This window comes from Streptomyces sp. NRRL S-350, assembly GCF_000719705.1.
Lineage (GTDB): Bacteria > Actinomycetota > Actinomycetes > Streptomycetales > Streptomycetaceae > Kitasatospora.
The window spans coordinates 61,014-83,281 of record NZ_JOHO01000017.1 but is presented as its reverse complement, the minus strand read 5'-3'; the positions used below and the strand labels follow the sequence as shown (position 1 = coordinate 83,281).

19 protein-coding genes are annotated in these 22,268 nt (G+C 75.7%); 9 read left to right on the top strand and 10 right to left on the bottom strand.

Features of this window, described 5'->3' with window-relative positions:
- Nucleotides 1-160: 160 nt before the first annotated feature.
- The 3 genes from IF30_RS0118060 to IF30_RS0118050 all read left to right on the top strand — a co-directional run bounded on the left by IF30_RS0118060 (nucleotide 161) and on the right by IF30_RS0118050 (nucleotide 5,098).
- The gene (locus IF30_RS0118060) at nucleotides 161-1,759 is read left to right on the top strand and encodes a 4-coumarate--CoA ligase family protein (protein WP_030239110.1); all 1,599 of its coding nucleotides are present in this window, start codon (nucleotides 161-163) and stop codon (nucleotides 1,757-1,759) included.
- Nucleotides 1,760-1,848: 89 nt separating this feature from the next.
- Complete coding sequence (locus IF30_RS0118055) at nucleotides 1,849-2,469, top strand: TetR/AcrR family transcriptional regulator (RefSeq protein ID WP_030239107.1); 621 nt, start codon at nucleotides 1,849-1,851, stop codon at nucleotides 2,467-2,469.
- Nucleotides 2,470-2,617: 148 nt separating this feature from the next.
- Nucleotides 2,618-5,098, top strand: coding sequence for a SpoIIE family protein phosphatase (locus IF30_RS0118050; protein WP_063752686.1), 2,481 nt, complete (start codon nucleotides 2,618-2,620; stop codon nucleotides 5,096-5,098).
- Between the two features lie 84 nt (nucleotides 5,099-5,182).
- Here the strand turns inward: IF30_RS0118050 and IF30_RS0118045 are convergent, their stop codons facing one another.
- The 7 genes from IF30_RS0118045 to IF30_RS0118015 all read right to left on the bottom strand — a co-directional run bounded on the left by IF30_RS0118045 (nucleotide 5,183) and on the right by IF30_RS0118015 (nucleotide 11,713).
- Nucleotides 5,183-6,733 (bottom strand): MFS transporter, encoded by a 1,551-nt coding sequence (locus IF30_RS0118045; RefSeq protein WP_037900347.1) that lies wholly within the window; start codon nucleotides 6,731-6,733, stop codon nucleotides 5,183-5,185.
- 3 nt (nucleotides 6,734-6,736) lie between these two features.
- Nucleotides 6,737-7,432, bottom strand: a complete 696-nt coding sequence (locus tag IF30_RS0118040; RefSeq protein ID WP_107054432.1) for a TetR/AcrR family transcriptional regulator — start codon at nucleotides 7,430-7,432, stop codon at nucleotides 6,737-6,739.
- Nucleotides 7,433-7,576: 144 nt separating this feature from the next.
- The gene (locus IF30_RS0118035; protein WP_051710541.1) at nucleotides 7,577-7,969 is read right to left on the bottom strand and encodes a cell division protein SepF; all 393 of its coding nucleotides are present in this window, start codon (nucleotides 7,967-7,969) and stop codon (nucleotides 7,577-7,579) included.
- A gap of 282 nt (nucleotides 7,970-8,251) precedes the next feature.
- Nucleotides 8,252-8,767 (bottom strand): DinB family protein, encoded by a 516-nt coding sequence (locus IF30_RS0118030; RefSeq protein ID WP_030239091.1) that lies wholly within the window; start codon nucleotides 8,765-8,767, stop codon nucleotides 8,252-8,254.
- 127 nt (nucleotides 8,768-8,894) lie between these two features.
- Entirely contained in the window at nucleotides 8,895-9,590 is a 696-nt protein-coding gene (locus IF30_RS0118025; RefSeq protein ID WP_037900345.1) for a TVP38/TMEM64 family protein, read from the bottom strand.
- Between the two features lie 94 nt (nucleotides 9,591-9,684).
- Nucleotides 9,685-10,239, bottom strand: coding sequence for an RICIN domain-containing protein (locus tag IF30_RS0118020; RefSeq protein ID WP_030239085.1), 555 nt, complete (start codon nucleotides 10,237-10,239; stop codon nucleotides 9,685-9,687).
- A gap of 232 nt (nucleotides 10,240-10,471) precedes the next feature.
- The gene (locus IF30_RS0118015; protein ID WP_051710538.1) at nucleotides 10,472-11,713 is read right to left on the bottom strand and encodes an MFS transporter; all 1,242 of its coding nucleotides are present in this window, start codon (nucleotides 11,711-11,713) and stop codon (nucleotides 10,472-10,474) included.
- Nucleotides 11,714-11,827: 114 nt separating this feature from the next.
- On the opposite strand from IF30_RS0118015, the gene IF30_RS0118010 reads away from it, so the two are divergent.
- From IF30_RS0118010 to IF30_RS0117985, 6 genes are all read left to right on the top strand, one after another.
- A complete protein-coding gene (locus IF30_RS0118010) occupies nucleotides 11,828-13,012 on the top strand; it encodes an ROK family transcriptional regulator (protein ID WP_030239080.1) in 1,185 nt (394 codons plus the stop codon).
- A 186-nt stretch (nucleotides 13,013-13,198) separates the two neighbouring features.
- Entirely contained in the window at nucleotides 13,199-13,615 is a 417-nt protein-coding gene (locus IF30_RS0118005; RefSeq protein ID WP_030239076.1) for a TOBE domain-containing protein, read from the top strand.
- A gap of 9 nt (nucleotides 13,616-13,624) precedes the next feature.
- Nucleotides 13,625-14,335, top strand: coding sequence for a glycerophosphodiester phosphodiesterase (locus tag IF30_RS0118000; protein ID WP_030239072.1), 711 nt, complete (start codon nucleotides 13,625-13,627; stop codon nucleotides 14,333-14,335).
- Nucleotides 14,332-15,498: a winged helix DNA-binding domain-containing protein gene (locus IF30_RS0117995; RefSeq protein WP_063752685.1), complete on the top strand. Its 1,167-nt coding sequence runs from the start codon at nucleotides 14,332-14,334 to the stop codon at nucleotides 15,496-15,498. Before IF30_RS0118000 ends, IF30_RS0117995 begins: the two co-directional genes overlap by 4 nt.
- 96 nt (nucleotides 15,499-15,594) lie before the next feature.
- Nucleotides 15,595-16,728, top strand: a complete 1,134-nt coding sequence (locus IF30_RS0117990) for an AI-2E family transporter (RefSeq protein ID WP_234322740.1) — start codon at nucleotides 15,595-15,597, stop codon at nucleotides 16,726-16,728.
- 46 nt (nucleotides 16,729-16,774) lie between these two features.
- Nucleotides 16,775-17,653: a virginiamycin B lyase gene (locus IF30_RS0117985; protein ID WP_030239063.1), complete on the top strand. Its 879-nt coding sequence runs from the start codon at nucleotides 16,775-16,777 to the stop codon at nucleotides 17,651-17,653.
- Here IF30_RS0117985 and IF30_RS0117980 read toward each other — a convergent pair.
- The 3 genes from IF30_RS0117980 to IF30_RS0117970 are packed head-to-tail and all read right to left on the bottom strand — an operon-like array spanning nucleotide 17,644 to nucleotide 22,146.
- A complete protein-coding gene (locus IF30_RS0117980; RefSeq protein ID WP_030239059.1) occupies nucleotides 17,644-18,201 on the bottom strand; it encodes a GAF domain-containing protein in 558 nt (185 codons plus the stop codon). The genes IF30_RS0117985 and IF30_RS0117980 overlap by 10 nt on opposite strands.
- The gene (locus IF30_RS0117975) at nucleotides 18,185-19,036 is read right to left on the bottom strand and encodes a S8 family peptidase (protein ID WP_030239056.1); all 852 of its coding nucleotides are present in this window, start codon (nucleotides 19,034-19,036) and stop codon (nucleotides 18,185-18,187) included. The genes IF30_RS0117980 and IF30_RS0117975 overlap by 17 nt, the downstream gene beginning before the upstream one ends.
- A complete protein-coding gene (locus tag IF30_RS0117970; RefSeq protein WP_030239054.1) occupies nucleotides 19,033-22,146 on the bottom strand; it encodes an adenylate/guanylate cyclase domain-containing protein in 3,114 nt (1,037 codons plus the stop codon). Before IF30_RS0117970 ends, IF30_RS0117975 begins: the two co-directional genes overlap by 4 nt.
- Nucleotides 22,147-22,268 lie beyond the last annotated feature (122 nt).

Here is a 22,268-nt window from a genome sequence, read left to right as displayed (position 1 = left end):
TGGGGGCGCCCTCCGGGGCAACTGCGCCACGCGCACGCCGCCTCCGGTTCCCCACAATGGCCCAGCCTCCCCCCTGACTGTCCGTATGCTCCTGAACGCGCCCCGAAGCGATCCACCGCCGGTTTTGTTGCTGCGTCAACTTCCTTACTGGAGGCTTACCTTGGTGTTCCGAAGCGAATTCCCGGACGTCCCCGTGGCCGACCTGCCGGTCCACGAGGCAGTGCTCGGCGACGCGGCCCGGTACGGCGACCGGCCCGCCCTGATCGACGGCCTCACCGGCGAGCGGGTCAGCTACGCGCAGCTCGCCGCCGCCGTCGAGCGGGTCGCCGCCGGCCTGGCCGGATCAGGGGTGCGCCGGGGAGACGTCATCGCCCTCTTCAGCCCCAACTCGATCGCCTACCCGATGGCCTACTACGGCGCCACCCGGGCCGGCGCCACCGTGACCACCGTGTCCTCACTGGCCACGCCCGCCGAACTCGCCGGCCAGCTCCGCGACAGCGGCGCCCGCCGGCTGGTCACCGTCTCCCCGTTCCTGCCGACCGCCGAGGCCGCCGCCGCCCTGCTCGCCGAGCAGGGCCGCCCGCTGGCCGAGGTCCTCGTCCTGGACGGCGCCGACGGCCACCGCTCGCTCGCCGACCTGCTCGCCACCCCCGGCCCCGCCCCCGAGGTCGCCATCGACCCGGGCGAGGACATCGCCGTGCTGCCGTACTCCAGCGGCACCACCGGCCTGCCCAAGGGCGTGATGCTCACCCACCGCTCGATCGCCACCAACCTCGCCCAGTGCGACGCCCTCTACCGCCCCGCCGAGGGCGAGCGGGTGCTCGCCGTCCTGCCCTTCTTCCACATCTACGGCCTGGCCGCGCTGCTCAACCAGCCGCTGCGCTGCGGCGCCACCGTGGTCGTGCTGCCCCGCTTCGACCTGGAGCAGTTCTGCCGCGCCGTCGAGGAGCACCGGGTGCAGGCCCTGGTGGTGGCCCCGCCGATCGCGCTCGCCCTGGCCAAGCACCCGGTCGTGGAGCGCTACGACCTCTCCTCCGTCGAGTACCTGCTGTGCGCCGCCGCCCCGCTGGACCGCGAGCTGGCCGACGCCTGCGCCCGGCGCCTCGGCCTGCCGCACCTGCTCCAGGGCTACGGCATGACGGAGCTCTCCCCGGTCACCCACGTGGTCTCCCCCCGGGAGGGCGACCCCCCGCGCGGCTCGGTCGGCCGGATGGTCCCCTCCACCGAGCTGCGGATCGCCGCCCTGGACGGCTCCGGTGACGACCTCGGGCCCGGCGAGCGCGGCGAGCTGCTGATCCGCGGCCCCCAGGTGATGAAGGGCTACCTCGGCCGCCCCCGCGAGACCGCCGCCGTGATCGACGCCGACGGCTGGCTGCACACCGGCGACGTCGGCTACGTCGACGAGCGCGGCTACCTGCACATCGTCGACCGGGTGAAGGAACTGATCAAGTACAAGGGCTACCAGGTCGCGCCCGCAGAGCTGGAGGCCGTCCTGCTCGGCCACCCGCAGATCGCCGACGCGGCCGTGATCGGCGTCCCGGACGCGGAGGGCACCGAGTGCCCCAAGGCCTTCGTGGTCCGCACCCCGGGCAGCCGGCTGACCGCCGAGGAGGTGATCTGGTACGTCGCCGGGCAGGTCGCGCCGTACAAGAAGGTCCGCGCGGTGGAGTTCGTCGACGCCGTCCCCAAGTCCGCGGCCGGCAAGATCCTCCGCCGCGAACTGCGCGCCCGCGAGGCCGCGCGCGCCGCCGCCCACTGAGCCCGCAGGCCCCCGGCGGGCGGCGACCGGCGCCCGTCTGTGAGGATCGACCCGCCGCGCCCGCACCGGAACAGGAGCCGCCAGCAGCCATGGCCAGCCACCCCGCCGCCCGCACCCCCCAGCAGGACCGCAGCCGCGCGACCAGGGCCCGGCTGCTCGCGGCGGCCGTGGACTGCCTGGCCGAACTCGGCTGGAACGGCTCCACCGTCACCGTGGTCGCCGAGCGCGCCGGTGTCTCCCGGGGCGCCGCCCAGCACCACTTCCCGACCCGCGAGGACCTCTTCACCGCGGCCGTCGAGCACGTCACCGCCGAGCGGCTGGCAGCCGTCCGCGCCCACGCGGACGAGCTGCCGGCCGTCGGCCCCGACCGCACCCTGGCCGTGGTCGACATGATCGTGCGCCTCTACACCGGCCCGCTGTTCCGCGCCGCCCTCCACCTGTGGACCGCCGCCGCCACCGAGGAGGGGCTGCGCGAGCGGATCGTCGCCCTGGAGGGCCACGTCGGCCGGGAGGCCCACCGGGCCGCCGTGGAGTTCCTCGGCACCGACGAGAGCCACCCCGGCGTGCGCGAATCCGTACAGGCCACCCTGGACCTCGCCCGCGGACTGGGCCTGGCCAACCTGCTCACCGACGACAGCCTCCGACGATCCGGAGTGATCCGGCAGTGGGCGGGCGTTCTGGAGAGTACGCTGCGGCCGGTACGCCCATGACGCCCGTGCACCGGGAACGGCCGGACGACTCCTGACCAAGGGGTCGCCGGGCGGCCGATGTCCGTGCAGTCTGGAGAAGAATCCCGGCCGGCACGGACCGCGAGGCCCGCCCGGCCGGGCACGAGCCGAACCGGGGTGCTGCCTGATCATGCACGGACACGAGTGGGACGCTACCGACGCCGCCGACCCGGCACCGGGCGGCCCCCCGGCACGCCCCGAGGGCACCCGCCCCGAAGGCCACCGGCTCGTCCCGCTCGCGACGGCCCTGCTCCAGGGCGACGGCCTGATCCTGCACTGGAGCGAGGACGCCGAGGCCCTGCTCGGCTACACCGCCGACGAGGCCGTCGGCAGCTACGCCGCCCAGCTGCTCACCGACGGCGGCGACCGCGCGGAGGTGCTGGAGCTCTTCGAACGGATCATGGGCGGCACCGGCTGGTCCGGCGTCTTCCCGGTCCGCCACCGCGACGGCCACAAGGTCGACCTGGAGTTCCGCACCTACCCGATCGCCGGCCCGGCCGGCACCCTGCTGCTGCTCGCCACCGCCTCCGACACCCGCGCGCTGCACGCCATCGAGGCCGACCTCGCGGTGCTGGACGGCATCTTCGGCCGCTCGCCGATCGGCATGGCCGTCTACGACTCGGACCTGCGCTACGTGCGGCTCAACGAGGCGCTCGCCCGGATGAACGGCGTGCCGGTCGCCGCCCACCTCGGCCGCCGGATATCCGCCGTGCTGCCCGGACTCAACAGCGCCGAGATCGAGCAGACCATAAGACAGGTCCTGACGACCGGCAGGCCCGTCGTGGACGCCCGCTCGCACGGCCGCGTCCCCGGCGACCCAAAGCGGGACCGCGCCTGGTCCGCCTCCTACTTCCGGCTGGAGGACTCCACCGGCCGGGTGTTCGGAGTCTGTTCCTCGATCACCGACGTCACCGAGCGCTTCCAGGCCGAGGCCCGCGCCGCCCGCGCCCAGGAACGCCTGGCCACCATCGCCGAGGCGACCGCGCGGATCGGCACCACCCTCGACCTCCAGCGCACCGCCGAGGAACTGATCGAGGCCGTCGTCCCCCGGTTCGCCGACTTCGCCACCGTCGACCTGCTGGAGCCGGTGCTGCGCGGCTCCGAACCCAGCGCGATCCCCTCCGACCGGACCGTCACGCTACGCGCCGTCGCCGTCGGGGAGTCCTACGAATCCGGCCTGGTGCACGCCGTGGACGTGGTCGGCGAGACCTCCGAGTACGCCCCCGACCGCAGCTACACCCAGTGCCTGCGCAGCGGGAAGCCGCTGGTGCGCGCCCACGTGGACGAGGACGTCCTGCGCGGGCTGGTCTCCAGCGAGGACCGGGTGGCGCCCGGGATGGCGGCGGGCATCCACTCGTACCTGATGGTGCCGATCACCGCCCGGGGCATGGTGCTCGGCGGCTCCGAGTTCATCAGGATGCGCAACCCCGAGCCCTTCACCGCCGCCGACGTCGCCCTCGCCGAGGAACTCGTCGCCCGCACCGCACTGGCCCTGGACAACGCCCGGCTCTACCGGCGCGAGCGCGAGACCGCCCTGACCCTGCAGCGCAGCCTGCTGCCGCAGGAGGTGCACCGCACCCTCGGCCTGGAGATCGCCTACCGCTACCTGCCCAGCAGTGTCGTCAGCGAGGTCGGCGGCGACTGGTTCGACGTCGTCCCGCTGTCCTGCGGGCGGGTGGCCCTGGTGGTGGGCGACGTGATGGGCCACGGCATCCGCGCCGCCGCCACGATGGGCCAGCTGCGCACCGTCGCCCGGACCCTCGCGACCCTCGACATGCCGCCCGAGCAGGTCCTCACCCGGCTGGACGAGACCGCCTCGGGAATCGGCGAGGGCCAGTTCGCCACCTGCATCTGCGCGGTCTACGACCCGCTGGAGCGCACCCTCCAGGTCGCCTCGGCCGGCCACCTGCCGCCGGTGCGGGTCGCCCCCGACGGCACCGCGCAGATGGTCGAGGTGCCGCCCGGCGTGCCGCTGGGCGTCGGCGGGGTGGGCTTCGAGTCGATCGAGTTCACCATCCCCGAGGGCGGCATGGTCGCGCTCTACACCGACGGCCTGGTCGAACGGCGCGGCCAGGACCTGGACGCCGGGATCGACCTGCTCGCCCGCACCCTGGCCGGGCCGGGCCGCACCCTGGAGGAGAGCTGCGACGCGGTCCTCGGGGCCCTGGTCACCGACGGCACGGAGGACGACATAGCGATGATCATGGCGCGGGTGCTGCCGCTGCCCGCGGACCGGATCGCCACCCTGCCGCTCACCGGCGGCGGCCGGCTGCCGGGCAAGGCCCGTCGGTTCACCCGGGCCACCCTGGAGGCCTGGGGCCTGACCGCGCTCACCGACTACGCCGAACTGCTGGTCAGCGAACTGGTGACGAACGCCCTGCTGCACGCCGACGCCCCGCGCCGGCTGAGGTTGTTCCGTGACCGGGTGCTCACCGTCGAGGTCGCCGACGCCGGCGGGCAGACGCCGCAGCTGCGCCCGTTCGCCGAGCAGGACGAGGGCGGCCGCGGGATGTTCCTGGTCAGCGAGCTGGCACAGCGCTGGGGCAGCCGGCTCACCCGGGACGGCAAGGTGGTCTGGGCCGAACTGGAGCTGCCGTTCGGGGCCAAGTAGCAGGGCGCCGGAACGCGGGAACGGCCGTTCTCGAAAGGAGAACGGCCGTTCCACGGCGGCCGTCACGGCGGTCGGCGAGGCCGGTCACACGGGGACCTGCTCCGACACCTCCGCCGGCTCCTCGGCGGCCGCGCCGGGCCCGGCCGACCCGCGCAGCAGCCGCCAGGCCGTCACCGCGGCGCCGACCAGCAGGACGGCGGCCAGCAGCCCGGCGCTGTTCATGCCGCCGACGAAGGCCTCCTTCGCGCTCGACAGCAGCGGCTGCGCCACCTCCGGCGCCAGCCCCCGCGCCGTCTCGACGGCCGCGCCCAGCGACTCGCCGGCCCGGGCGGCCGCGGCCGGGTCCGTCCCGGCCGGGACGGAGAGCCCGTCGGCATAGATCGAGCCGACCACCGAGCCGACCAGCGCGATGCCGAGCGCGGTGCCCAGCTCGTACGCCGTCTCCGAGACCGCCGAGGCGGCGCCGGCCTTGTCGGCGGGCGCGGCTCCCAGCACCAGGTCGGCGCCGAGCGTGTAGACCACGCCCTCGGCCGTACCGACCAGCAGGAACGACGCCGCCAGCAGCAGGTAGGTGGTGTCCTGCTGCAGGAAGCCGAGCGCGCCGACGCCCAGGCCCATCGCCAGCAGGCAGGCGGTCAGCGCCGCCCGGGCGCCGAAGCGCCGGGCGAACCGGGCGGTCAGCAGGCCGCCGACCACCGAGCCCGCGAAGGCCGGCAGCTCGGCCAGGCCCGCCTGGAGCGGCTGGTAGCCCCGGACCAGCTGGAGGTACTGCGAGACCACGAAGATCACGCCGGAGAGGCCGACCAGGGAGATCAGCGAGGCCGACACGGCCGCGGTGAACCGCCGGTCGCGGAACAGCCGGACGTCGAGCAGCGGGGTCTCCAGCCGCAGCTGGCGGCGGACGAAGCCGGTGAGCGCGGCGGCGCCCAGCAGGAAGGCGACCGGGACGTCCCATCGGCCGACGCCGTGCGCGGCGGCCTCCTTGACCGCGTACACCACGCCGATCACCCCGGCCAACGACAGGACGACGCTCGGCACGTCCCACCGGCCGGGCTTCGGGTCCTTGGACTCCGGCAGCAGCCAGGCGCCGAGGCCCAGCAGCAGGACCAGCACGGGGATGTTCATCAGGAACACCGAGCCCCACCAGAAGTGCTCCAGCAGCGCCCCGCCGACCACCGGACCGAGCGCGGCGCCGGCGGTGGCGGCCGCACCCCAGATGCCGATCGCGGTGGCCCGCTCCCGGTCGTCCGGGAAGAGGCCGCGGATCAGCGAGAGGGTGGAGGGCATGATCGTCGCGCCGGCCACGCCGAGCAGCGCGCGGGCGAGGATCAGCCAGCCCGGGCCCGGCGCGTAGGCGGCCAGCAGCGAGGCCGCGCCGAAGGCCGCGGAACCGGCCAGCAGCAGCCGCTTGCGGCCGATGCGGTCGCTCAGCGCGCCCATGCTGACCAGCAGGCCGGCGAGCACGAAGGAGTAGGAGTCGCCGATCCAGAGCAGCTGGGTGCCGGTGGGGCGCAGCGTCTCGCTGATCGACGGGATGGCGAGGGAGAGGACGGTCGCGTCGAGGGCGACCACGGTCACGGCCAGGACGAGGACGGCGAGGCCGGTCCAGCGCTGGCGGGCGGTCGGGGTGCTCATGGCTTATCGGTGTCCGGTCTGCGGTCTGCGGTCCGGGGTGCTGGGGTCCGCGGGGCTGTGGGCAGTGGGACTGTCGCTGGTGGGACCGCCGGTGGCGGGGCTGCCGGTGGTGGCGCTGCCGGTGGTGGGGCTGCCGGTGGTGGGGCTCGGGGCGGGCGGTCTGCGCAGCGCGCCGCCGAGGAAGAGCTCGGTGAGGGAGAAGGCGGCGTCGCGCGGGGCGAGCCGGCCGTCCTGGATGGACCAGCCGACGCCGGCGACCAGGTCGAAGAAGGCCTCGCTCAGCCAGGCGGCGCTCAGCTCGATGCGGAACGCGCCCTGCTGCTGGCCGCGCAGGAACAGCGCGTGCAGCCGGGCGATCTGGAGCTCCCAGAGGTCGTTGATGTCGTCGTTCTCGTAGAGCTGGTTCTCGCCGGCCAGGAAGGCGCAGAGTGCGGCGTCGGGCACGGAGGCGTCCACCAGGCGGCGCAGCGCCGCCTCCGCGTCGCCGTCCTCGACCCCGGCGGTGTCCAGCGCGGCGGCGAACCGGCGCAGGCCGAGCAGGCCGACCTCGCGGATCAGCGCCTCGCGCCCCGGGAACAGCCGGTGCAGGGTGGCGCGGCTGATGCCGGCGGCGCGCGCGATCTCGTCCAGGTGGGCGGTCGGGCGGCGGGAGAGCACGCTGACGGCGGCTTCGAGGACGGTGTCGCGGTCGGTGGCCATGAATCGAGTGTAGTTCACATGAGACATTGGTGTCTCAGAATTAATTCCGGAGTCTCAGGTGATCCGCGGGGCCTCGGTCGCGGGGCAGCAAAAAACCGGAGACGGCGGGTGCCGTCCCCGGTCGGGGTGCCGCGGTGTGGCGGCTCAGCTCTGGTTGTAGAACCCGGTGTCGTCGAGCGGGCGGTCGATCACCATCACCTCGACCTCGGCCGGGGTGAGCAGGAAGACCCGGCGGGCGATCCGCTCGATGCCGCCCTGGGTGCCGAAGATCAGCCCGGAGGCGAAGTCGACCATGCGCTTGGCCTCGGCCTCGTCCATCTCGGTGAGGTCCATGACCACCGGGATGCTCGCCCGGATGTGCTCACCGACCGTCCGGGCCGCCTCGAAGCCCGTCGGCCGCAGGGAGACGATCTTCGCGGGCGCGGCGACGGCCGGAACCGTCTCCTGCTCGACCCACTCGTCGTCGTACACCGCGGCCGGGTAGTTCCCCGAGGGCATCAGCCACCCGTTGTGGTGCTCGTCGCGAAGTGCTCCCATGCCGCGCCTCCCTGCCTCGTCCCGTCCTGGTCCCCCGGGGCCGCGTGCCGTTGTTGACACGTCATCCACTCGTCGGAACTGTCCGAGTATCGCACTGTTCACCGGTCCCGTGCCCGCTCGCGGCCCGCGTACGCGTCGTGCCGTGCCGGAAACCTGCGCGGACCCGGCACACACAGCAGACGCGGCGCAGCGCCGTACGGTTGCGCGCGTAGACCATATCGGTAGCGGTCGCCGCGTAATTGACCTTCTGTCAACAATGCGGAAACGATTTCACCCGGCGGTTCACTCGCCGGTCTCGCCGTCCACCGATTCGCGCAGAAGATCCGCGTGGCCGTTGTGCCGCGCGTACTCCTCGACCATGTGGGCGAGGATCCAGCGGAGCGTCACTTCCCGGCCGTGGCGCAGCCGCTTGCCGACGGTGTCCAGCGGCAGGCCGTCGGCGGCGCGGCGGGCGGCCGCGATCTCGGCGCGCCAGGTGGCGAAGTCGGCGGCGACGTCGGCGGTCCCGACGTTGTCGAAGTCGCCGTCCGGGTCGGCCTCGCTCCAGTAGTGGCCGGCGGTGAACTGCTTGCCGAGCAGGATCTCCTGGAACCAGTAGCGCTCGACCTCGGCCATGTGCCGGACCAGGCCGAGCAGTGAGAGGCCGGACGGCGGGACGGACCGCAGCCGCAGCTGGTCGTCGCTCAGGCCCTCGCACTTGACGGCGAGGGTGCTGCGGTGGAAGTCGAGGAAGGCGGTGAGGGTGGCGGCCTCGTCGGCGGCCATCGGCGGGTCCACGCGCGGGTTCGTTTCGGTCATGTCCGCCATCCTGGCGCCCGGCGCCGGGGTGGGCGACCGATTTGTTCGGCCGGCCGCCGAAGCCCGGTCGGTAGGGCCCGGTCCGTGGGGCCCGGTCCGTCCGGTCCGGTCCGTGGGGCCCGGCCGCTCAGCCGACCGTCGCCCGGCGGCGGCCCTTGGCCGTACGCCAGAGCCCGACCAGCGTGCCCAGCCCGAGCAGGGCGATCACGCCCGCCGACAGCAGGAAGGCCGCCGATCCCGGCCGGTCCGCGCTGGCCGCCGCCGTGACGTACACCGCCGTGGTCGGCACCACGCCGATCGCGGTGGCGAGCAGGAACGGCAGGAAGCGGACGCCGGAGAAGGCCGCACCGTAGTTGGCCGCCTGGAACGGCATGCCGGGCAGCAGCCGCAGCACCAGCACACTGCGGAAGCCCTGCTCGGTGAACCGCCGGTCCAGGGCGCCGAGCACCTTCCCGCGCAGGTGGGGGCGGAGCGCCTCGCGCCCGAGCGTCCGGCCGAGCCCGAAGGCCAGGGCCGCGCCCACCGTGGTGCCGAGGACCGCCAGCGCGACGCCCTGCTGGATGCCGAGCAGCAGCCCGGCGGCCGCGTTCAGGGCCGGCCGGGGGACGAACGCGAGCGTCCCCACCGCGTAGACCACGGCGAACAGCGGTCCGAACCAGTACCCCGGCAGCCGGTCCGCCAGGCCGCCGGACAGCAGGTCCGTCGGGCTCCACAGCAGCAGCGAGCCGCCGGCCGCGCCGAGCAGCGCGATCAGCAGCGCGAACCGCCACCAGGCCGAACGGGGTGCGGCGGGGGGTGCGGGGGCGGCAACGGGCGGGGACACCGCCCGAGCGTAACCGGTGCGCCGGGGCGCCCCGGCGTCCGCCCCCGCCCGGCGTCCGCCCCCGCCCGGCGTCCGCCCCCGCCTGGCGGCGGGCTCAGCTGTACGGGTCCTTCGCGGGGTCGTAGTGCCAGAACTGGTTGGCTCCGGCGTGGTACCCCCACTGGATCACCGGGGTGCCGTCGGCCAGGGCGCCGCCGGCGACGTCGAGGACGAGGCCGCTGTAGGCGTTCACGATGCGGCGCGGGGTGCCGGGGTGGCTCGCGGGCGGGTCGCTCCACTTCTGGTTGGAGCCCCCGTCGCAGGTCCACTGGTCGGCCTGGGTGCCCCAGTCGGTGCCGTAGGCGGGGATCTCCAGGCACTTGCCGCTGTGCAGGTTGATCCAGCCGTCGGCGGTCTGGGTCCACTTCTGGTTGTCGCCGCCGGTGCAGGTCCAGATCCGGACCGGGGCGCCGTCGTCGGTGCGCCAGTCGGCGACCTCCAGGCAGAGGTCGTTCGTCCCGGGGTACATCCCGGTGCGGATCTCGGCGGGGCCGAAGTCCGTGGCCGCGGCCGGGGTCGCGGGTGCCGCCGGGGCGGGCGGGGCGGTGAGGGCCACCGCGGCGGCGGCGAGGAGGGCGGTGGCGGCGGCGGGCCGCGTGCGACGGGTCATCGGGTCGACCTCCGTGGGTCCGTTCGGCGCGGACCGGCGAGGAGACCCGGCAGGGTTGCCGGGAGTCCCGGGCCGCGACGCAGTGTTCGACGGCCGGGGGCGCGGAGAGGTTGTGCGGGGCGTCCCGGAGGTGAGGAAAGTCCCGGGGTGGCCGGTGGGGAGTGCCGCCGCCGGGCGCGGCTGCGCCCGGCGGTCGGCGAGGCCCGCGGCCGAGCCGCTCAGGAGTTCCCCGTCATATCGCGGAGAGGTCCTTTCCGGCGCGGTTCTCCGCTCCCGGCGCGGTCGCGGCGACGGCGGTGGAGTTCGGTTCGGCCCGGCGCAACGCCCCGGCGCTCAGCAGCAGCGCGAAGGCGAGGGCGGTGACCAGCCCGAAGGAGACGGTCAGCGAGGTGGCCTGGGCGAGGGCGCCGATCACCGCGGGCGCGATCAGGCCGGAGGTGTAGGTGACGGTGGCGACCCCTGCGATGGCCTGGCTGGCGTCGGTGCCGATCCGGCCGGCGGCGGCGAAGGCGAGCGGGACGATGACGGCGATGCCGATGCCGATGAGCGCGAAGCCGGGGATGGCCAGGGCGGGGCTGTCGGCGGCGACCACCAGCAGGCCCCCGGCGGTGGCGACGGCACCGCCGAGCCGGGTGGCGCGGACGGCGCCGAGGCGGCGGATCGCGGCGTCCCCGGCGAGGCGGCTGACCGCCATGGTCAGCGAGAAGGCGGTGTACGACGCGGCCGCGAGGGTGGTCGAGGCGCCGGTGACGTCCCGCAGGTAGACGCCGCTCCAGTCCATCGACGCGCCCTCGGCGAAGACCGCGCAGAAGCCGACCAGCCCGATCACCAGCGAGCTGCGCGGCGGCAGCGCGAAGCGCGGCGGCTCCTGCGCGCCCTCCCGGGCCCGCAGGTCCGGCAGGCCCCGGCAGACCGGCTGGGCGAGTGCGAGCAGGACCAGGGCGGTGCCGGCCAGCTGCAGCCGGGCGTCGAGGTCCAGGTGGGCGGCGAGGATCCCGAACCCGGAGGCGAGCAGGCCGCCGGCGCTCCACATCCCGTGCAGGCCGGACATGATCGAGCGGCCGAGCCGTTCCTCGATCTCCACGCCCTGCGCGTTCATCGCGACGTCCGCCATCCCGGCCGTGGCCCCGTACGCGAGCAGGGCCGCGCACAGCACCGGCAGGGAGGGGGCGAGGGCGGGCAGCGCCAGGGCCAGGCACCAGAGGGAGATCAGCCCGCGGACCGCCGCCCGCCCGCCGTGGCGGTGGACGACGCGCCCGGCGAGGGGCATGGCGAGCGAGGAGCCGATGGCGGGCATGACCAGGGCCAGGCCGAGCTGGCCGGCGGAGAGGTCGAGGCGGTCCTGGATCCAGGGGATGCGGGTGACGAAGCTGCCGCTGACGGCGCCGTGCACGCCGAAGACGAGGGCGATGCTCGCCCGGGCCCGGCGCGGGGTGGCCGGCGGTTGCGGTGGTGGTGCGGTGGTGTGGCTCATCGGGGTTCCCTCCCGGTCGCGCGGTGCGGGGCGCGACGGTGCCCGGTGGGTGGACGGTTCGATAAACTATCAGGAAGGGATCCTGATAGAAACACTCTGGAAAGATGAGCGGCCATGACCAGCGCGCGTACGGCCACGCCGAGCACCGCCCGGGCGATCAACGACCGGCTGGCGCTCAACCTCCTGCTCGAACAGGGCCCCCTGACCGCGACCGAGCTGCGCGACCTCACCGGCCTGTCCCGGCCGACCGTCGCCGACCTGCTCGAACGCCTCCAGCGCACCGGCCTGGTGGCCCTCGTCGGCGAACGCGGCGAACAGCGGCGCGGCCCCAACGCCCGGCTCTACGGCCTGGCCGCCTCCCGGGCGCACATCGCCGCCTTCGACGTCCGCTCCGGCGGCGTCTCCCTCGTCGTCGCCGACCTCGCCGGGCGGACCCTCGCCACCGCCGAGGTGCCGGTCGAGGGCGGCGGGACGCCCGGCACCGCCGCCGCCGTCACCGCCACCCTGCTGGAGACCGCGCAGGGAGTCGGCGTCGAACGGCTGCACACCGTCGCGGTCGGCGCCCCCGGACTGGTCGACCCCGCCACCGGGCGGCTGCGGAGCACCGGCAAGCTCCCCGCCTGGCACGCCGAACTCCACGCGGCACTGACGGAACTGCCCGGCACCGAGGTCATCCTTGAGAACGAGGTCAACCTCGCCGGGCGGGCCGAACACCGGATCGGCGCCGCCCGTGACCGCGACACCTTCGTGCTGATGTGGCTGGGCCACAGCGTCGGCGCCGCCGTCATCCTGGACGGGCGGCTGCGCCGCGGCGCCTCCGGCGGCACCGGCGAGATCTGCTTCCTGCCCGTCCCCGGCACCGTCGGCCTGCCCAGCGCCGACGGCTGCGAGGGCGGCTTCCACGGCCTGGTCGGCAGCGCGGCGATCTGCGCCCTGGCCCGAGAGCACGGGCTGCCCGCCGATCCGGCCGGGGACGCGCCCGCCGCCGAGGCCGCCGTCCGCGCCGCCCTGGACGCGGGCGAGGCGGGCGGGCGGTTCCTGGACGAACTGGCCGAGCGGATCGCGATCGGCGCGGCCGGCGTCTGCGTCGTGCTCGACCCCGGCTGCGTGGTGCTCGGCGGCGAGACCGGCCGGGCCGGCGGCGCCGCGCTGGCCGGCCGGGTCGAGCGCCGGCTGGCCCGGCTCTCCCCGCTGAGCACCGAGGTGCGGGCCGGGACGGCGGGCGGCGGAGCGGTGCTCGCGGGGGCGGTGCTGATCGCCGGGGACGCGGTGCGGCGGGACCTCTTCGGCGAGCCGTAGCCGCGCCGGCGCCGGCCGCGGGGGCCCTGGCCTCCCCGGTCGCGCCGCCGGTGCGGCAGGATGGCGGCGGGGGCACGGGCGGCCGTCCGCCCGCCCTGCTCCGTGGAGCTCCCCGGAGTTCCCCGCAGTTTCCGGAAGTCCCCTGAAGTTCCCCGACGTCCCTCGAACCACCGTCAGGAGTCGCACATGGGCCAGCCCGAGGTGCCGGCCAACCCGTACCGCATCGGCGAGGCCGCGGCGCTGCTCGGCGTCAGCGCCGACACCATGCGGCGCTGGGTGGACGCCGGCCGGGTCGCCGCCGCGCGGGACGAGCACGGGCACCGGATCATCCCCGGTGCCGAGCTGGCCGCCTTCGCCCGGGAGCTGGCCCGGCCGGAGACCGCGGAGGCGGAGGGCCGCCCGTCCTCGGCCCGCAACCGCTTCCCCGGCATCGTCACCCAGGTGGTGCTCGGCGACGTGGCCGCGCAGGTGGAGGTCCAGGCCGGGCCGTTCCGGGTGGTGTCGCTGATCAGCCGGGAGTCGGCGGAGGAACTGAACCTGGTGCCCGGCGCACCCGCCACGGCGGTCATCAAGTCCACCAATGTGATGATCGAACGGCGCTGAGAGGAAGCGATGAACACCGACCGCAGCCCCCGGGTGCTCGCCGTCGCCCACCGAGGCGACCCGTACCGCCACCGCGAGAACACCCTGCGCTCCGTCGAGTCCGCGCTCGCCGCCGGAGCCGACGCCGTCGAGGTCGACGTCCGGCTCACCCGCGACCGGGTGCCCGTGCTGCTGCACGACCGCACCCTGGAACGGCTCTGGGGCGACCCGCGCGCCATCGGCAGGATCACCGCCGCGCAACTGGACGAACTCCGCCAAGGCCCGCACGCCGTCCCCACCCTGGCCGAGGCGATCAAGGCCGTGGCCGCAGCCGGAGGCCGCCGGCTGCTGATCGACCTGGACGACCCCGGGCCGGCCGCCGCCACCTGGTCCGAGGTCACCTCGCTCGGCGCCGAGCGGTGCGTCGCCTTCTGCGGCCCCGCCACCGCCATGCTCGCCGTGCGGGAGCTCACCCCGGACGCCGAGATCGCGCTCACCTGGAAACAGCCCCGGCTGCCGGCCCGCGCCCTCCTCGACGACCTGCGCCCGCGCTACCTCAACCCGCCCTTCGGCCTCGTCACCCCCGAGCTCACCGCCGCCGCCGCGGACGCCGGACTCGCCGTCTCCACCTGGACCGCCGACCTGCGCCGCACCATGCGCCGACTGCGCGACGCGGGGGTCGCCGCCATCACCACCAACCGGATCGGCACCCTGCGCTCGGTGCTGGACAGCCGGCCGTGACCGGGACCGGCACCGCGACCGGGCCGGTGCTGGGGCGACGGGCCCTCGGCCGGGCCCTGCTGGCCCGTCAGCACCTGCTCGCCCGCACCCGCCGGACGCCCGCCGAGCTCGTCCACCACCTCGTCGGCCTCCAGGCCCAGGCCGCACCCCAACCGCCCTACCTCGGGCTGCTCGCCCGGCTCGACGGCTTCACGCCGGAGCCGCTGAGCACCCTGATCGAGCAGCGGGCAGTGGTTCGGACCGCCCTCCACCGCGGCACCCTCCACCTCGTCACCGCCGACGACTGCCTCGCCCTGCGCCCGCTCCTCCAACCCGTCCTCGACCACGGCCTGCGCACCGCCTTCGGCACACGGCTCGCCGGGCTCGACCTCGACGCGCTGGCCGCCGAGGCCCGGGACCTGGTCGAAGCGGAACCGCGCACCTTCCGGCAACTCGGCGCGCTGCTCGCCGCCACCCGCCCCGACCGCCACCCGGCCGCGCTCGCCCAGGCCGCCCGCAGCCGGCTGCCCCTGGTCCAGGTGCCACCGCGCGGCCTGTGGGGGCGCGGCGGGCCCGCCGCGCACACCACCGCCGAGGCCTGGCTCGGCCGCCCGCTCGACCCGGCGCCCTCGCCGGACGACCTGACCCTGCGGTACCTCGCCGCCTTCGGCCCGGCGACCGTCGCCGACCTGCAGAAGTGGTCCGGGCTCAGCCGGCTCGGCCCGGTGCTGAAGCGGCTCGCACCCCGCTTGCTCGCCTTCCGGGACGAGCAGGGCCGGCTGCTGTACGACCTGCCGGACGCGCCCCGGCCGGACGGGGACACCCCGGCGCCGGTGCGGCTGGTCGCCCCGTTCGACAACCTGCTGCTCTCCCACGCCGACCGCAGCCGAGTACTGCCGGAGGAGTACCGGGGGAGGGTCATGACCCCGAACGGGCTCGTGGCCGGGACGCTGCTGGTGGACGGGCTGGTCGCCGGGACGTGGCGGCTGACGGACGACCAGGACGTCGTCGTCAGGCCGTTCGCGCCGCTGCGGCGGGCCGACCGGCAGGCGGCGGAGGCCGAGGCCGAGCGGGTGGCGGCCTTCGCCGGCCGGTGCGGCGGCGAACGCGGCGCGGGCGGGCCCGCGGCCGGTGGAGGCGGGGCCGGTGAACGCGGCGCGGTCCGGATCGAGGAGCCGCCGTAGCCCGTTCGGGTGCTTGCCGGTGACTCGACGGGCGCGTCGTCGGCCGCTCTGCTGAGCTGGGGCGGTTTCGACCCCTGACCCCCGGCGGAGGTGACCGTGTCGGTGGAGCGCCCGCCCGGTGGGAAAGACGGCCGGCCCGACCACCGCAGGCCGGACCAGATGCTGCCGCCCGCGCTGCGGCAGGCGGCGGCCTGGTCGGCGGCCGTGATCCTGCTGATCGCCGTCGCCTCGCTCGTGGTCTTCGCGCTGGTCGAACTGCGGGCCGCCACCGTGCCGTTCATCCTGGCGCTGCTCGGGGCCTCGCTGCTCCACCCGGTGGTGCCCTGGCTGGTCCGGCGCGGCGTCGGCCGCGGCCTGGCCGCCGGACTGACCTGCGTGGTGCTGGTGGTCGCGGTCGGCGGGGTGATCGCGCTGCTGGTCAACTCCCTGGTGCACAGCTCCCCGCAGATCGCGACCTCGCTGCAGGAGTCCGGTCAGCGGCTGTCCCAGTGGCTGGGGCCGCTCGGGGCGAAGATCCGGCACGCCCTCGACAACGCCAAGGGCGAGACCAACTCGCTCGTCTCCGCCCTCACCAGCGGCGTGCTGTCCGGACTCGGCCTGCTCACCCAGGTGATCGCCGGCGGGGTGCTCTCACTGGCCCTGGTCTTCTTCTTCCTCCGCGACGGCCACCGCACCGGCGACGCCATCCGCTCGTACCTGCCCGAGCGCAGCGCCGAGACCGTGATCGCCTGTGCGGAGCGCGCGTTCGACGCGATGGCGGGGTTCATGCGCGGCACCACCCTGATCGCCCTGATCGACGCGGTCTTCATCACCATCGGCCTGCTCGCCCTCGGCGTGCCCGGCGCGCCCGGGCTCGGCGCCCTGGTCTTCATGGGCGCCTACATCCCCTTCGTCGGCGCCTTCCTGTCCGGCACGGTCGCCGTCCTGGTCGCCCTCGCCGACGGCGGCCTGGGCACGGCCTTGTGGGCCCTCGGCGTGGTGCTCGCCGTGCAGATGATCGAGGGCAACATCCTCCAGCCGGTCATCCAGAGCCGCACGGTCGAACTGCATCCGGCCACCATCATGGTCGCCGTGGTGGCCGGCTCGGGCATCGCCGGGATCATCGGCGCCCTCCTCGCCGTCCCGGCCTGCGCGGCGGCGACGGGCATCGTCTCGGTGCTCCGGGGTGTGCCGGAGCGGGCGGGCGGTGGGGGTGAGGAGCCGGTTGCCAGGCCGGGGGCCGATGTGTGAACATCGCTAATGCGACAGAAGTCGCGATAACTGGGGACGGGGTGGCATGGAACTCTTCGAGGTGGCCGAGCCGGGGGCCGGACCGTACGGGGTGGCCGTCGGAGGCGACGGGGGCGTGTGGTTCACGCTGGTGCACTCCGGGGAGGTGGGGCGACTGGCGGCCGACGGCACGGTGGAGCGGCACGGGCTGGGCGCGCCCGGGTGCGGGCCGGCCGTGATCACGGCCGGCCCCGACGGGGCGATGTGGTTCAGCCGGATGCGGGACCACCGGATCGGGCGGATCGACGGGGACGGCAAGGCGGACTCCTTCGCGCTGCCGACGGCGGACGCCGGGCCGTACGGGATCACCGCAGGGCCGGACGGGGCGGTGTGGTTCACCGAGATGAACGCGAACCGGATCGGACGGATCACCGTGGACGGCGAGGTGACGGAGCATCCGCTGCCCGTCGCCGGGGCGTTCCCCTCGCTGATCACGGCCGGGCCGGACGGCGCCCTGTGGTGCACCCTCAACCAGGCCGACGCCGTCGCCCGGATCGCCGTCGACGGGGAGGTGACCGTCCACCGGCTGCCGACCGGGGGCACCGCTCCGGTCGGCATCACCACCGGGACGGACGGGGCGCTGTGGTACGTCGGCATCGGCGGCGGCCTGGTCGGGCGGATCACCGTGGACGGCCGGGTGACGGAGCACCCGCTGGCCGACCGGGCCGCCAAACCGCACGCGATCGCGGCGGGGCCGGACGGCCGGCTCTGGTTCACCGAGTGGGGCGCCGGCCGGATCGGGGTGCTCGCCCCGGACGGGCACCTCGACGGGCACCCCGTCCCGGGCGAGGGCAGCGAACCCCACGGCATCGCCGTCGCCCCGGACGGAACCGTCTACGCGGCGCTGGAGCGCGGGCAGATCGCCCGGCTGGCCGCTCAGGCCTGACGGCGGAGCAGCTCCTCCAGGTCGGCGAGCAGGCCAAGGGCGGCAGCCCGGTCCGGGGCCGGCCGCGGGGCGGGGGAACGCTCGGCGACCACCCGCAGGGCCGCGGCGGCCTGGCGGGCGAACATGGCCAGCAGGTCCAGTTCGGGCAGGCTCGCGCGGGCCTGCGGAGCCGGGTCCAGCACCTCCAGCACGCCGAGCACCCGGCTGCCGTGCGTGAGCGGCGCGGCCATCAGGGCATTCGGGACGTACGCGGTGGACTCGGCGAAGTCCCGGTCGAAGGTGCGGTTCGCGCCCAGGTCGTCGACCACCATCGGCTCGCCCGACGCGGCGACCCAGCCGGCGATGCCCCGGCCGGCCGGGAAGCGCCGGCCCACCAGCGACTCCTCGCCGCGCCCGGACACCGCCTGGAAGACCAGCTCCCCGGCGCTCTCGTCGAGCAGGCAGACCGAGCCGGCCTGGGCGCCGAAGATCGCCCGGGCGACGTCCACCACGGACTGCAGCAGCTCGCGGGCCAGCGGGTCGACGGCGGGGTCAGTACTGAGCGTCATCGGGCGTCTCCGGGGTGGGGGTGGTCGGGACCTGCACGTTGGCCGCGGTGAGGTAGAGCGCGCTCTTCAGCTGGAAGGTGGTCAGCCTCGGCTGCCGGGACAGGATGCGGGCGCAGAGCCCGGCCACGTACGGGGTGGCGAAGCTGTTGCCGGTGGTGCGGATCGTGGCGCCGCCGAGCCAGGGCACCCGGACGTTCTGGCCGGGCGCGAAGAACTCCACCGGCGGCGCCGGGTTGTACAGGTGCAGGGCCGGATCGTCCTCCTGGTGGCTGCCCACCGAGATGACCGAGGAGAACCGCCAGGGGAAGCTCTCCACCGGCGTGTTGTGGGCCGAGGCGACGATGGCGGTGCGGGCGAAGAAGGCGTCGTCGGCGATCGCGTGCAGCTCCTCCAGGAAGCGGGTCCGGGTGGTGGACAGGCTGAGGTTGACGACGTCGAAGCCCTGCCGGACGGCCCAGCGCAGCCCGGCGATCAGCATGTCGCCGGTGCCGGTGAAGCGCTCCCCGAGGACCCGGACGCTGTAGAGCTCGCAGTCCGGGGCGGTCCGGCGGATGATCCCGGCGCAGGCGGTGCCGTGGCCGCAGGTGTCGCCGGCGGTGTCCGGGAGGACGGTCAGCTCCCGGGTGACCGGGTCCTTGACCACCGCCCAGGAGCCCTGCAGCGGGCCGACCAGCGGGTGGTCCGGTTCGACGCCGGAGTCGACGACGCAGACCCGCACGCCCTTGCCGGTGCCGCCGGCCTCGTCGCCGCTGTCGGTGAAGCGGTCGGCGAGCACCGGGAGTTCGGCGGGGGCGCGGTCGCGCAGGCTCCAGGTGAGCCCGCCCGGGCCGCTCACCGGGTGCCGCCGAGCCGTGCGGCCCGCCGCACGCCCGGCAGGTGGCCCTTGGCGGCGAAGCGGTCCCGGGCGGTGGCGGCGGCCACGGCGGCCTCGGCCGGGCGGCCCAGCAGCAGCAGGGCGTGCGCGCGGTCGAGCGCGGTCAGCGCCTGGAGCAGCAGCGACTCGGTGGCTTCGGCGGCGCTCTGGGCGGCCGCGGTGAGGTCCAGGGCCGGTGCGCTCTCGCCCCGGGCGGCGGCGAGCCGGCCGCGCAGCGCGTCCAGTTCGACCGCGAGCACCGGCGGCAGCACGACGCCCGCGTCCACGCCGTCCAGGTGGCGGGCGGCCGGGGCCGGGCGGTCGGTGTCCAGCAGGACGCGGGCGGTGGTGAGCGCCAGGCGCGGCAGCGGGGCCGCGCTGCCCTGGTGGCGGGCGATCCCGGCGGCGTCGGCGAGCAGGTCCAGGGCCTGGCCGGTCTGGCCGGTGGCGGCCGCCGCCTGGGCGGTCAGCGCCGGCAGCGCCACCATCGCCTCGGCCAGCGACAGCTCCCCGGCCAGGCCGTTGGCCTCGGCGAGCAGCAGCTCGGCCTCGTCCGGGCGGTCGCGCAGGGCCAGCAGGACGGCCAGCGGGCCGTTCAGCGCGACCCGGACGGCGCGCCGGCCGGGGCCGTGCTCGGCGAGCAGGGCCCGCAGCCGGAAGGTGGCGTTCGGGACGGGCTCGGGGCCGGCCAGCAGGGACGCGGCCAGCGCGGCCAGGACGGCGGCCCGGTCCAGCTCGGCGTCGGTGCGGGAGACCTGGTCGAGTGCCTGGTCGAGCAGCCGCTCGGCCTCGGTGTGCCGGCCCGCGAGCAGGTGCTCCTCGGCCAGCCGCAGCCGGGCCCGGGCCTGGCCGAGGTCGTCGCCGGTGTCGGCGAACAGCGGCAGCACCGCGCGGGCGGTGGCGGCGGGCTGGTCCTGGCCGGGCGGCAGGCCCCGGGCGGCCAGGGCGAGCCGGGCGTGCGCGGCGTCCAGCGGGTCGGCGGCGGAGTCCCGGACCTGGGCGAGCACGGGCAGGGCCTCGTCGGCGCGGCCGAGCGCCAGGCGGGCCTCGCCGAGGCGGCGCAGGGTGGGGCCGGCGGCGCGCTCGTTGGGGTAGTGCAGCCGGACGGCGCGCTCCAGCAGGTCGACGGCGGGGGCGAGTTCGGCGCGGGCGAGGGCACCGGCGCCGGCGGCGCCGAGGGCGGTGGCCGCGCGGCTGCGCAGGGTGTCGGTGCGGGCGTCCAGCAGGCCGAGTTCCAGCCGGTAGCGGTGGGCGCGTTCCAGGTGGCCGCCGACGGCGGCGTCCCCGGTGGCGCGGACGGCCGGCAGGTCGGCGGCGCGCTCGTGGCGTTCGGCGCGGGCCCGCTTGGACATCGACTGGTAGACCGACTCCTGGACCAGGCCGCTGCTGAACCGGTAGCCGGCGCCCGCCGGTTCGACCAGGTGCCGCTCGGCCAGCCGGGCCAGCGCGGCGTGCAGCCGGGGCGGAGTGTCGTCGGCGGCGTCCGGGCCGGCCGGAAGACCGTCGATCGGGCCGGTGAAGACGTCGTCCTCGGGATCGGCGAAGGCATCCTGGTCGGCGCCGCCGTGGGCGAGTCCGGCCAGCGCCGCGGCCGTGAACGCGCGGCCGAGGACGGCGGCGAGATCCAGCGTGGCGCGCTCGTCGCGCTCCAGCCCGTCGATCCGGGCACTGAGCAACGCCCGCCCGGCGGGCGGGAGTTCATCGGCCGGGGCGGGGCCGTCGGCCTCGGTGAGCGCGGCCAGCAGCTCCTCCAGGTGCAGCGGGTTGCCCTCGGCGCGCTCCAGCAACCGGGCGGGAACCGTGTCCTGGTGGGCGCTCAGCTCCGTCAACTGGGCGGCCAACAAGGCCGATTCGTCCCAGGAGAGGCCGCCGACCGGAAGCGTCGCCAGCTCCGGGCGGGCGGCCCGGAGCTCGGGGCGGCCCAGGCAGAGCAGCAGCACCGGAGCCGCGCCGAGCGCGCCGATCAGCCGCTCGGCGGCGTCCAGCAGTGCCGCACCGGCCCACTGGCAGTCGTCCAGGACCAGCACGGCGGGGCGCTCGACGGTGCGCCCGCGCAGGATCGCGGCCAGCAGCTCCAGCGACCGCCCGGTGCCGATGCCCGGCGCGGTGGCCTCGGCCAGCCGGGCCAGCGCCTCGGCCGGAGCCGCGCCCTCGGGCTCGTCCAGCAGGGTGCGGACGGCCTCGGCGAGCGGCGCCAGCACGCCCTGCTCGCCGAAGCTGCGGCAGCGGGCCGTGCCGCACCGCGCGGTGCGCCGGCCCACCCGCTCGCGCCAGTCGCGCACCAGGCGGGTCTTGCCGATCCCCGCCTCGCCGGCCACCAGCAGCAGCTCGGCGCCCGAGCCGCCCGCCACCCGGGCCAACGCGGCGTCCAAACCGGCCAGTTCGCGCTCCCGGCCGACCAGCGGGACGTCGAAACGGCGCAGCAGCTCCGGGTCGTCCTCGTCCAGACCCACCAGGCGGTAGGCGGTCACCGGCTCGGCCTTGCCCTTGAGCCGCAGCGGGCCGACCTCGTCCACCTGGGCGGCCGGGCCGGCCGCGCGCAGCGTCTGTGCGCCGATCAGCACCTGGCCCGGGGCGGCCTGGGTCTGCAGCCGGGCGGCGATGTTCACCGTCTCGCCGGAGATCAGTGCCTGGCGCGCCGACGCGTCCGAACCGGCCACCACCTGGCCGGTGTTGACACCGATCCGGACGTCCAGCCGGACCCCGAGGGTGGCATCCAGCTCGGTGTTGAGGTCCTCCAGGTCCTCCAGCATGGCGAGGGCGGCTGCCAGCGCCCGGTGGGCGTCGTCCTCGCGGATCACCGGGACGCCGAAGACCGCCATCACGGCGTCGCCGATGAACTTCTCCAGGGTGCCGCCGTGCGCCTCGATGCGGCGGTGCATCCGCTCGAAGTAGCGCAGGATCACCTCGCGCAGCGTCTCCGGGTCGAGTGCGCCGGACAGGGCGGTGGAGTCGACCAGGTCGCAGAAGACCACCGTGACCAGTTTGCGCTCCTCGGCGGCCAGGTCGAGGGCGGCGGCCCGCGGGGTGCCGCAGGCGGGGCAGAACTGGTCGTTCGTGGCGACGAGTTGGGCGCAGAGTGGGCAGGGCATGGGGCCGTCCTTCGGTCGTCCTCCGCGGTGCGGGGCGTACGGGGCGCGGGCGTTTCCGGGTGCCCGGGCGCAGAGTCCGGGCGTGCGGGGTCTGGGCGTGCGGGGTCGGGCGTGCGGGGGTC

Excerpts from the sequence above, each read along its gene's own strand:
- IF30_RS0118050 (WP_063752686.1), top strand. The coding sequence starts at position 2,618 with ATGCACGGACACGAGTGGGACGCTACCGACGCCGCCGACCCGGCACCG.
- IF30_RS0118005 (WP_030239076.1), top strand. The coding sequence starts at position 13,199 with ATGGGCCAGCCCGAGGTGCCGGCCAACCCGTACCGCATCGGCGAGGCC.
- IF30_RS0117970 (WP_030239054.1), bottom strand. The coding sequence starts at position 22,146 with ATGCCCTGCCCACTCTGCGCCCAACTCGTCGCCACGAACGACCAGTTC.
- IF30_RS0118055 (WP_030239107.1), top strand. The coding sequence starts at position 1,849 with ATGGCCAGCCACCCCGCCGCCCGCACCCCCCAGCAGGACCGCAGCCGC.
- IF30_RS0118030 (WP_030239091.1), bottom strand. The coding sequence starts at position 8,767 with ATGACCGAAACGAACCCGCGCGTGGACCCGCCGATGGCCGCCGACGAG.
- IF30_RS0117980 (WP_030239059.1), bottom strand. The coding sequence starts at position 18,201 with ATGACGCTCAGTACTGACCCCGCCGTCGACCCGCTGGCCCGCGAGCTG.
- IF30_RS0118010 (WP_030239080.1), top strand. The coding sequence starts at position 11,828 with ATGACCAGCGCGCGTACGGCCACGCCGAGCACCGCCCGGGCGATCAAC.
- IF30_RS0118045 (WP_037900347.1), bottom strand. The coding sequence starts at position 6,733 with ATGAGCACCCCGACCGCCCGCCAGCGCTGGACCGGCCTCGCCGTCCTC.
- IF30_RS0117985 (WP_030239063.1), top strand. The coding sequence starts at position 16,775 with ATGGAACTCTTCGAGGTGGCCGAGCCGGGGGCCGGACCGTACGGGGTG.
- IF30_RS0118015 (WP_051710538.1), bottom strand. The coding sequence starts at position 11,713 with ATGAGCCACACCACCGCACCACCACCGCAACCGCCGGCCACCCCGCGC.
- IF30_RS0118040 (WP_107054432.1), bottom strand. The coding sequence starts at position 7,432 with ATGGCCACCGACCGCGACACCGTCCTCGAAGCCGCCGTCAGCGTGCTC.
- IF30_RS0118035 (WP_051710541.1), bottom strand. The coding sequence starts at position 7,969 with ATGGGAGCACTTCGCGACGAGCACCACAACGGGTGGCTGATGCCCTCG.
- IF30_RS0118000 (WP_030239072.1), top strand. The coding sequence starts at position 13,625 with ATGAACACCGACCGCAGCCCCCGGGTGCTCGCCGTCGCCCACCGAGGC.
- IF30_RS0118020 (WP_030239085.1), bottom strand. The coding sequence starts at position 10,239 with ATGACCCGTCGCACGCGGCCCGCCGCCGCCACCGCCCTCCTCGCCGCC.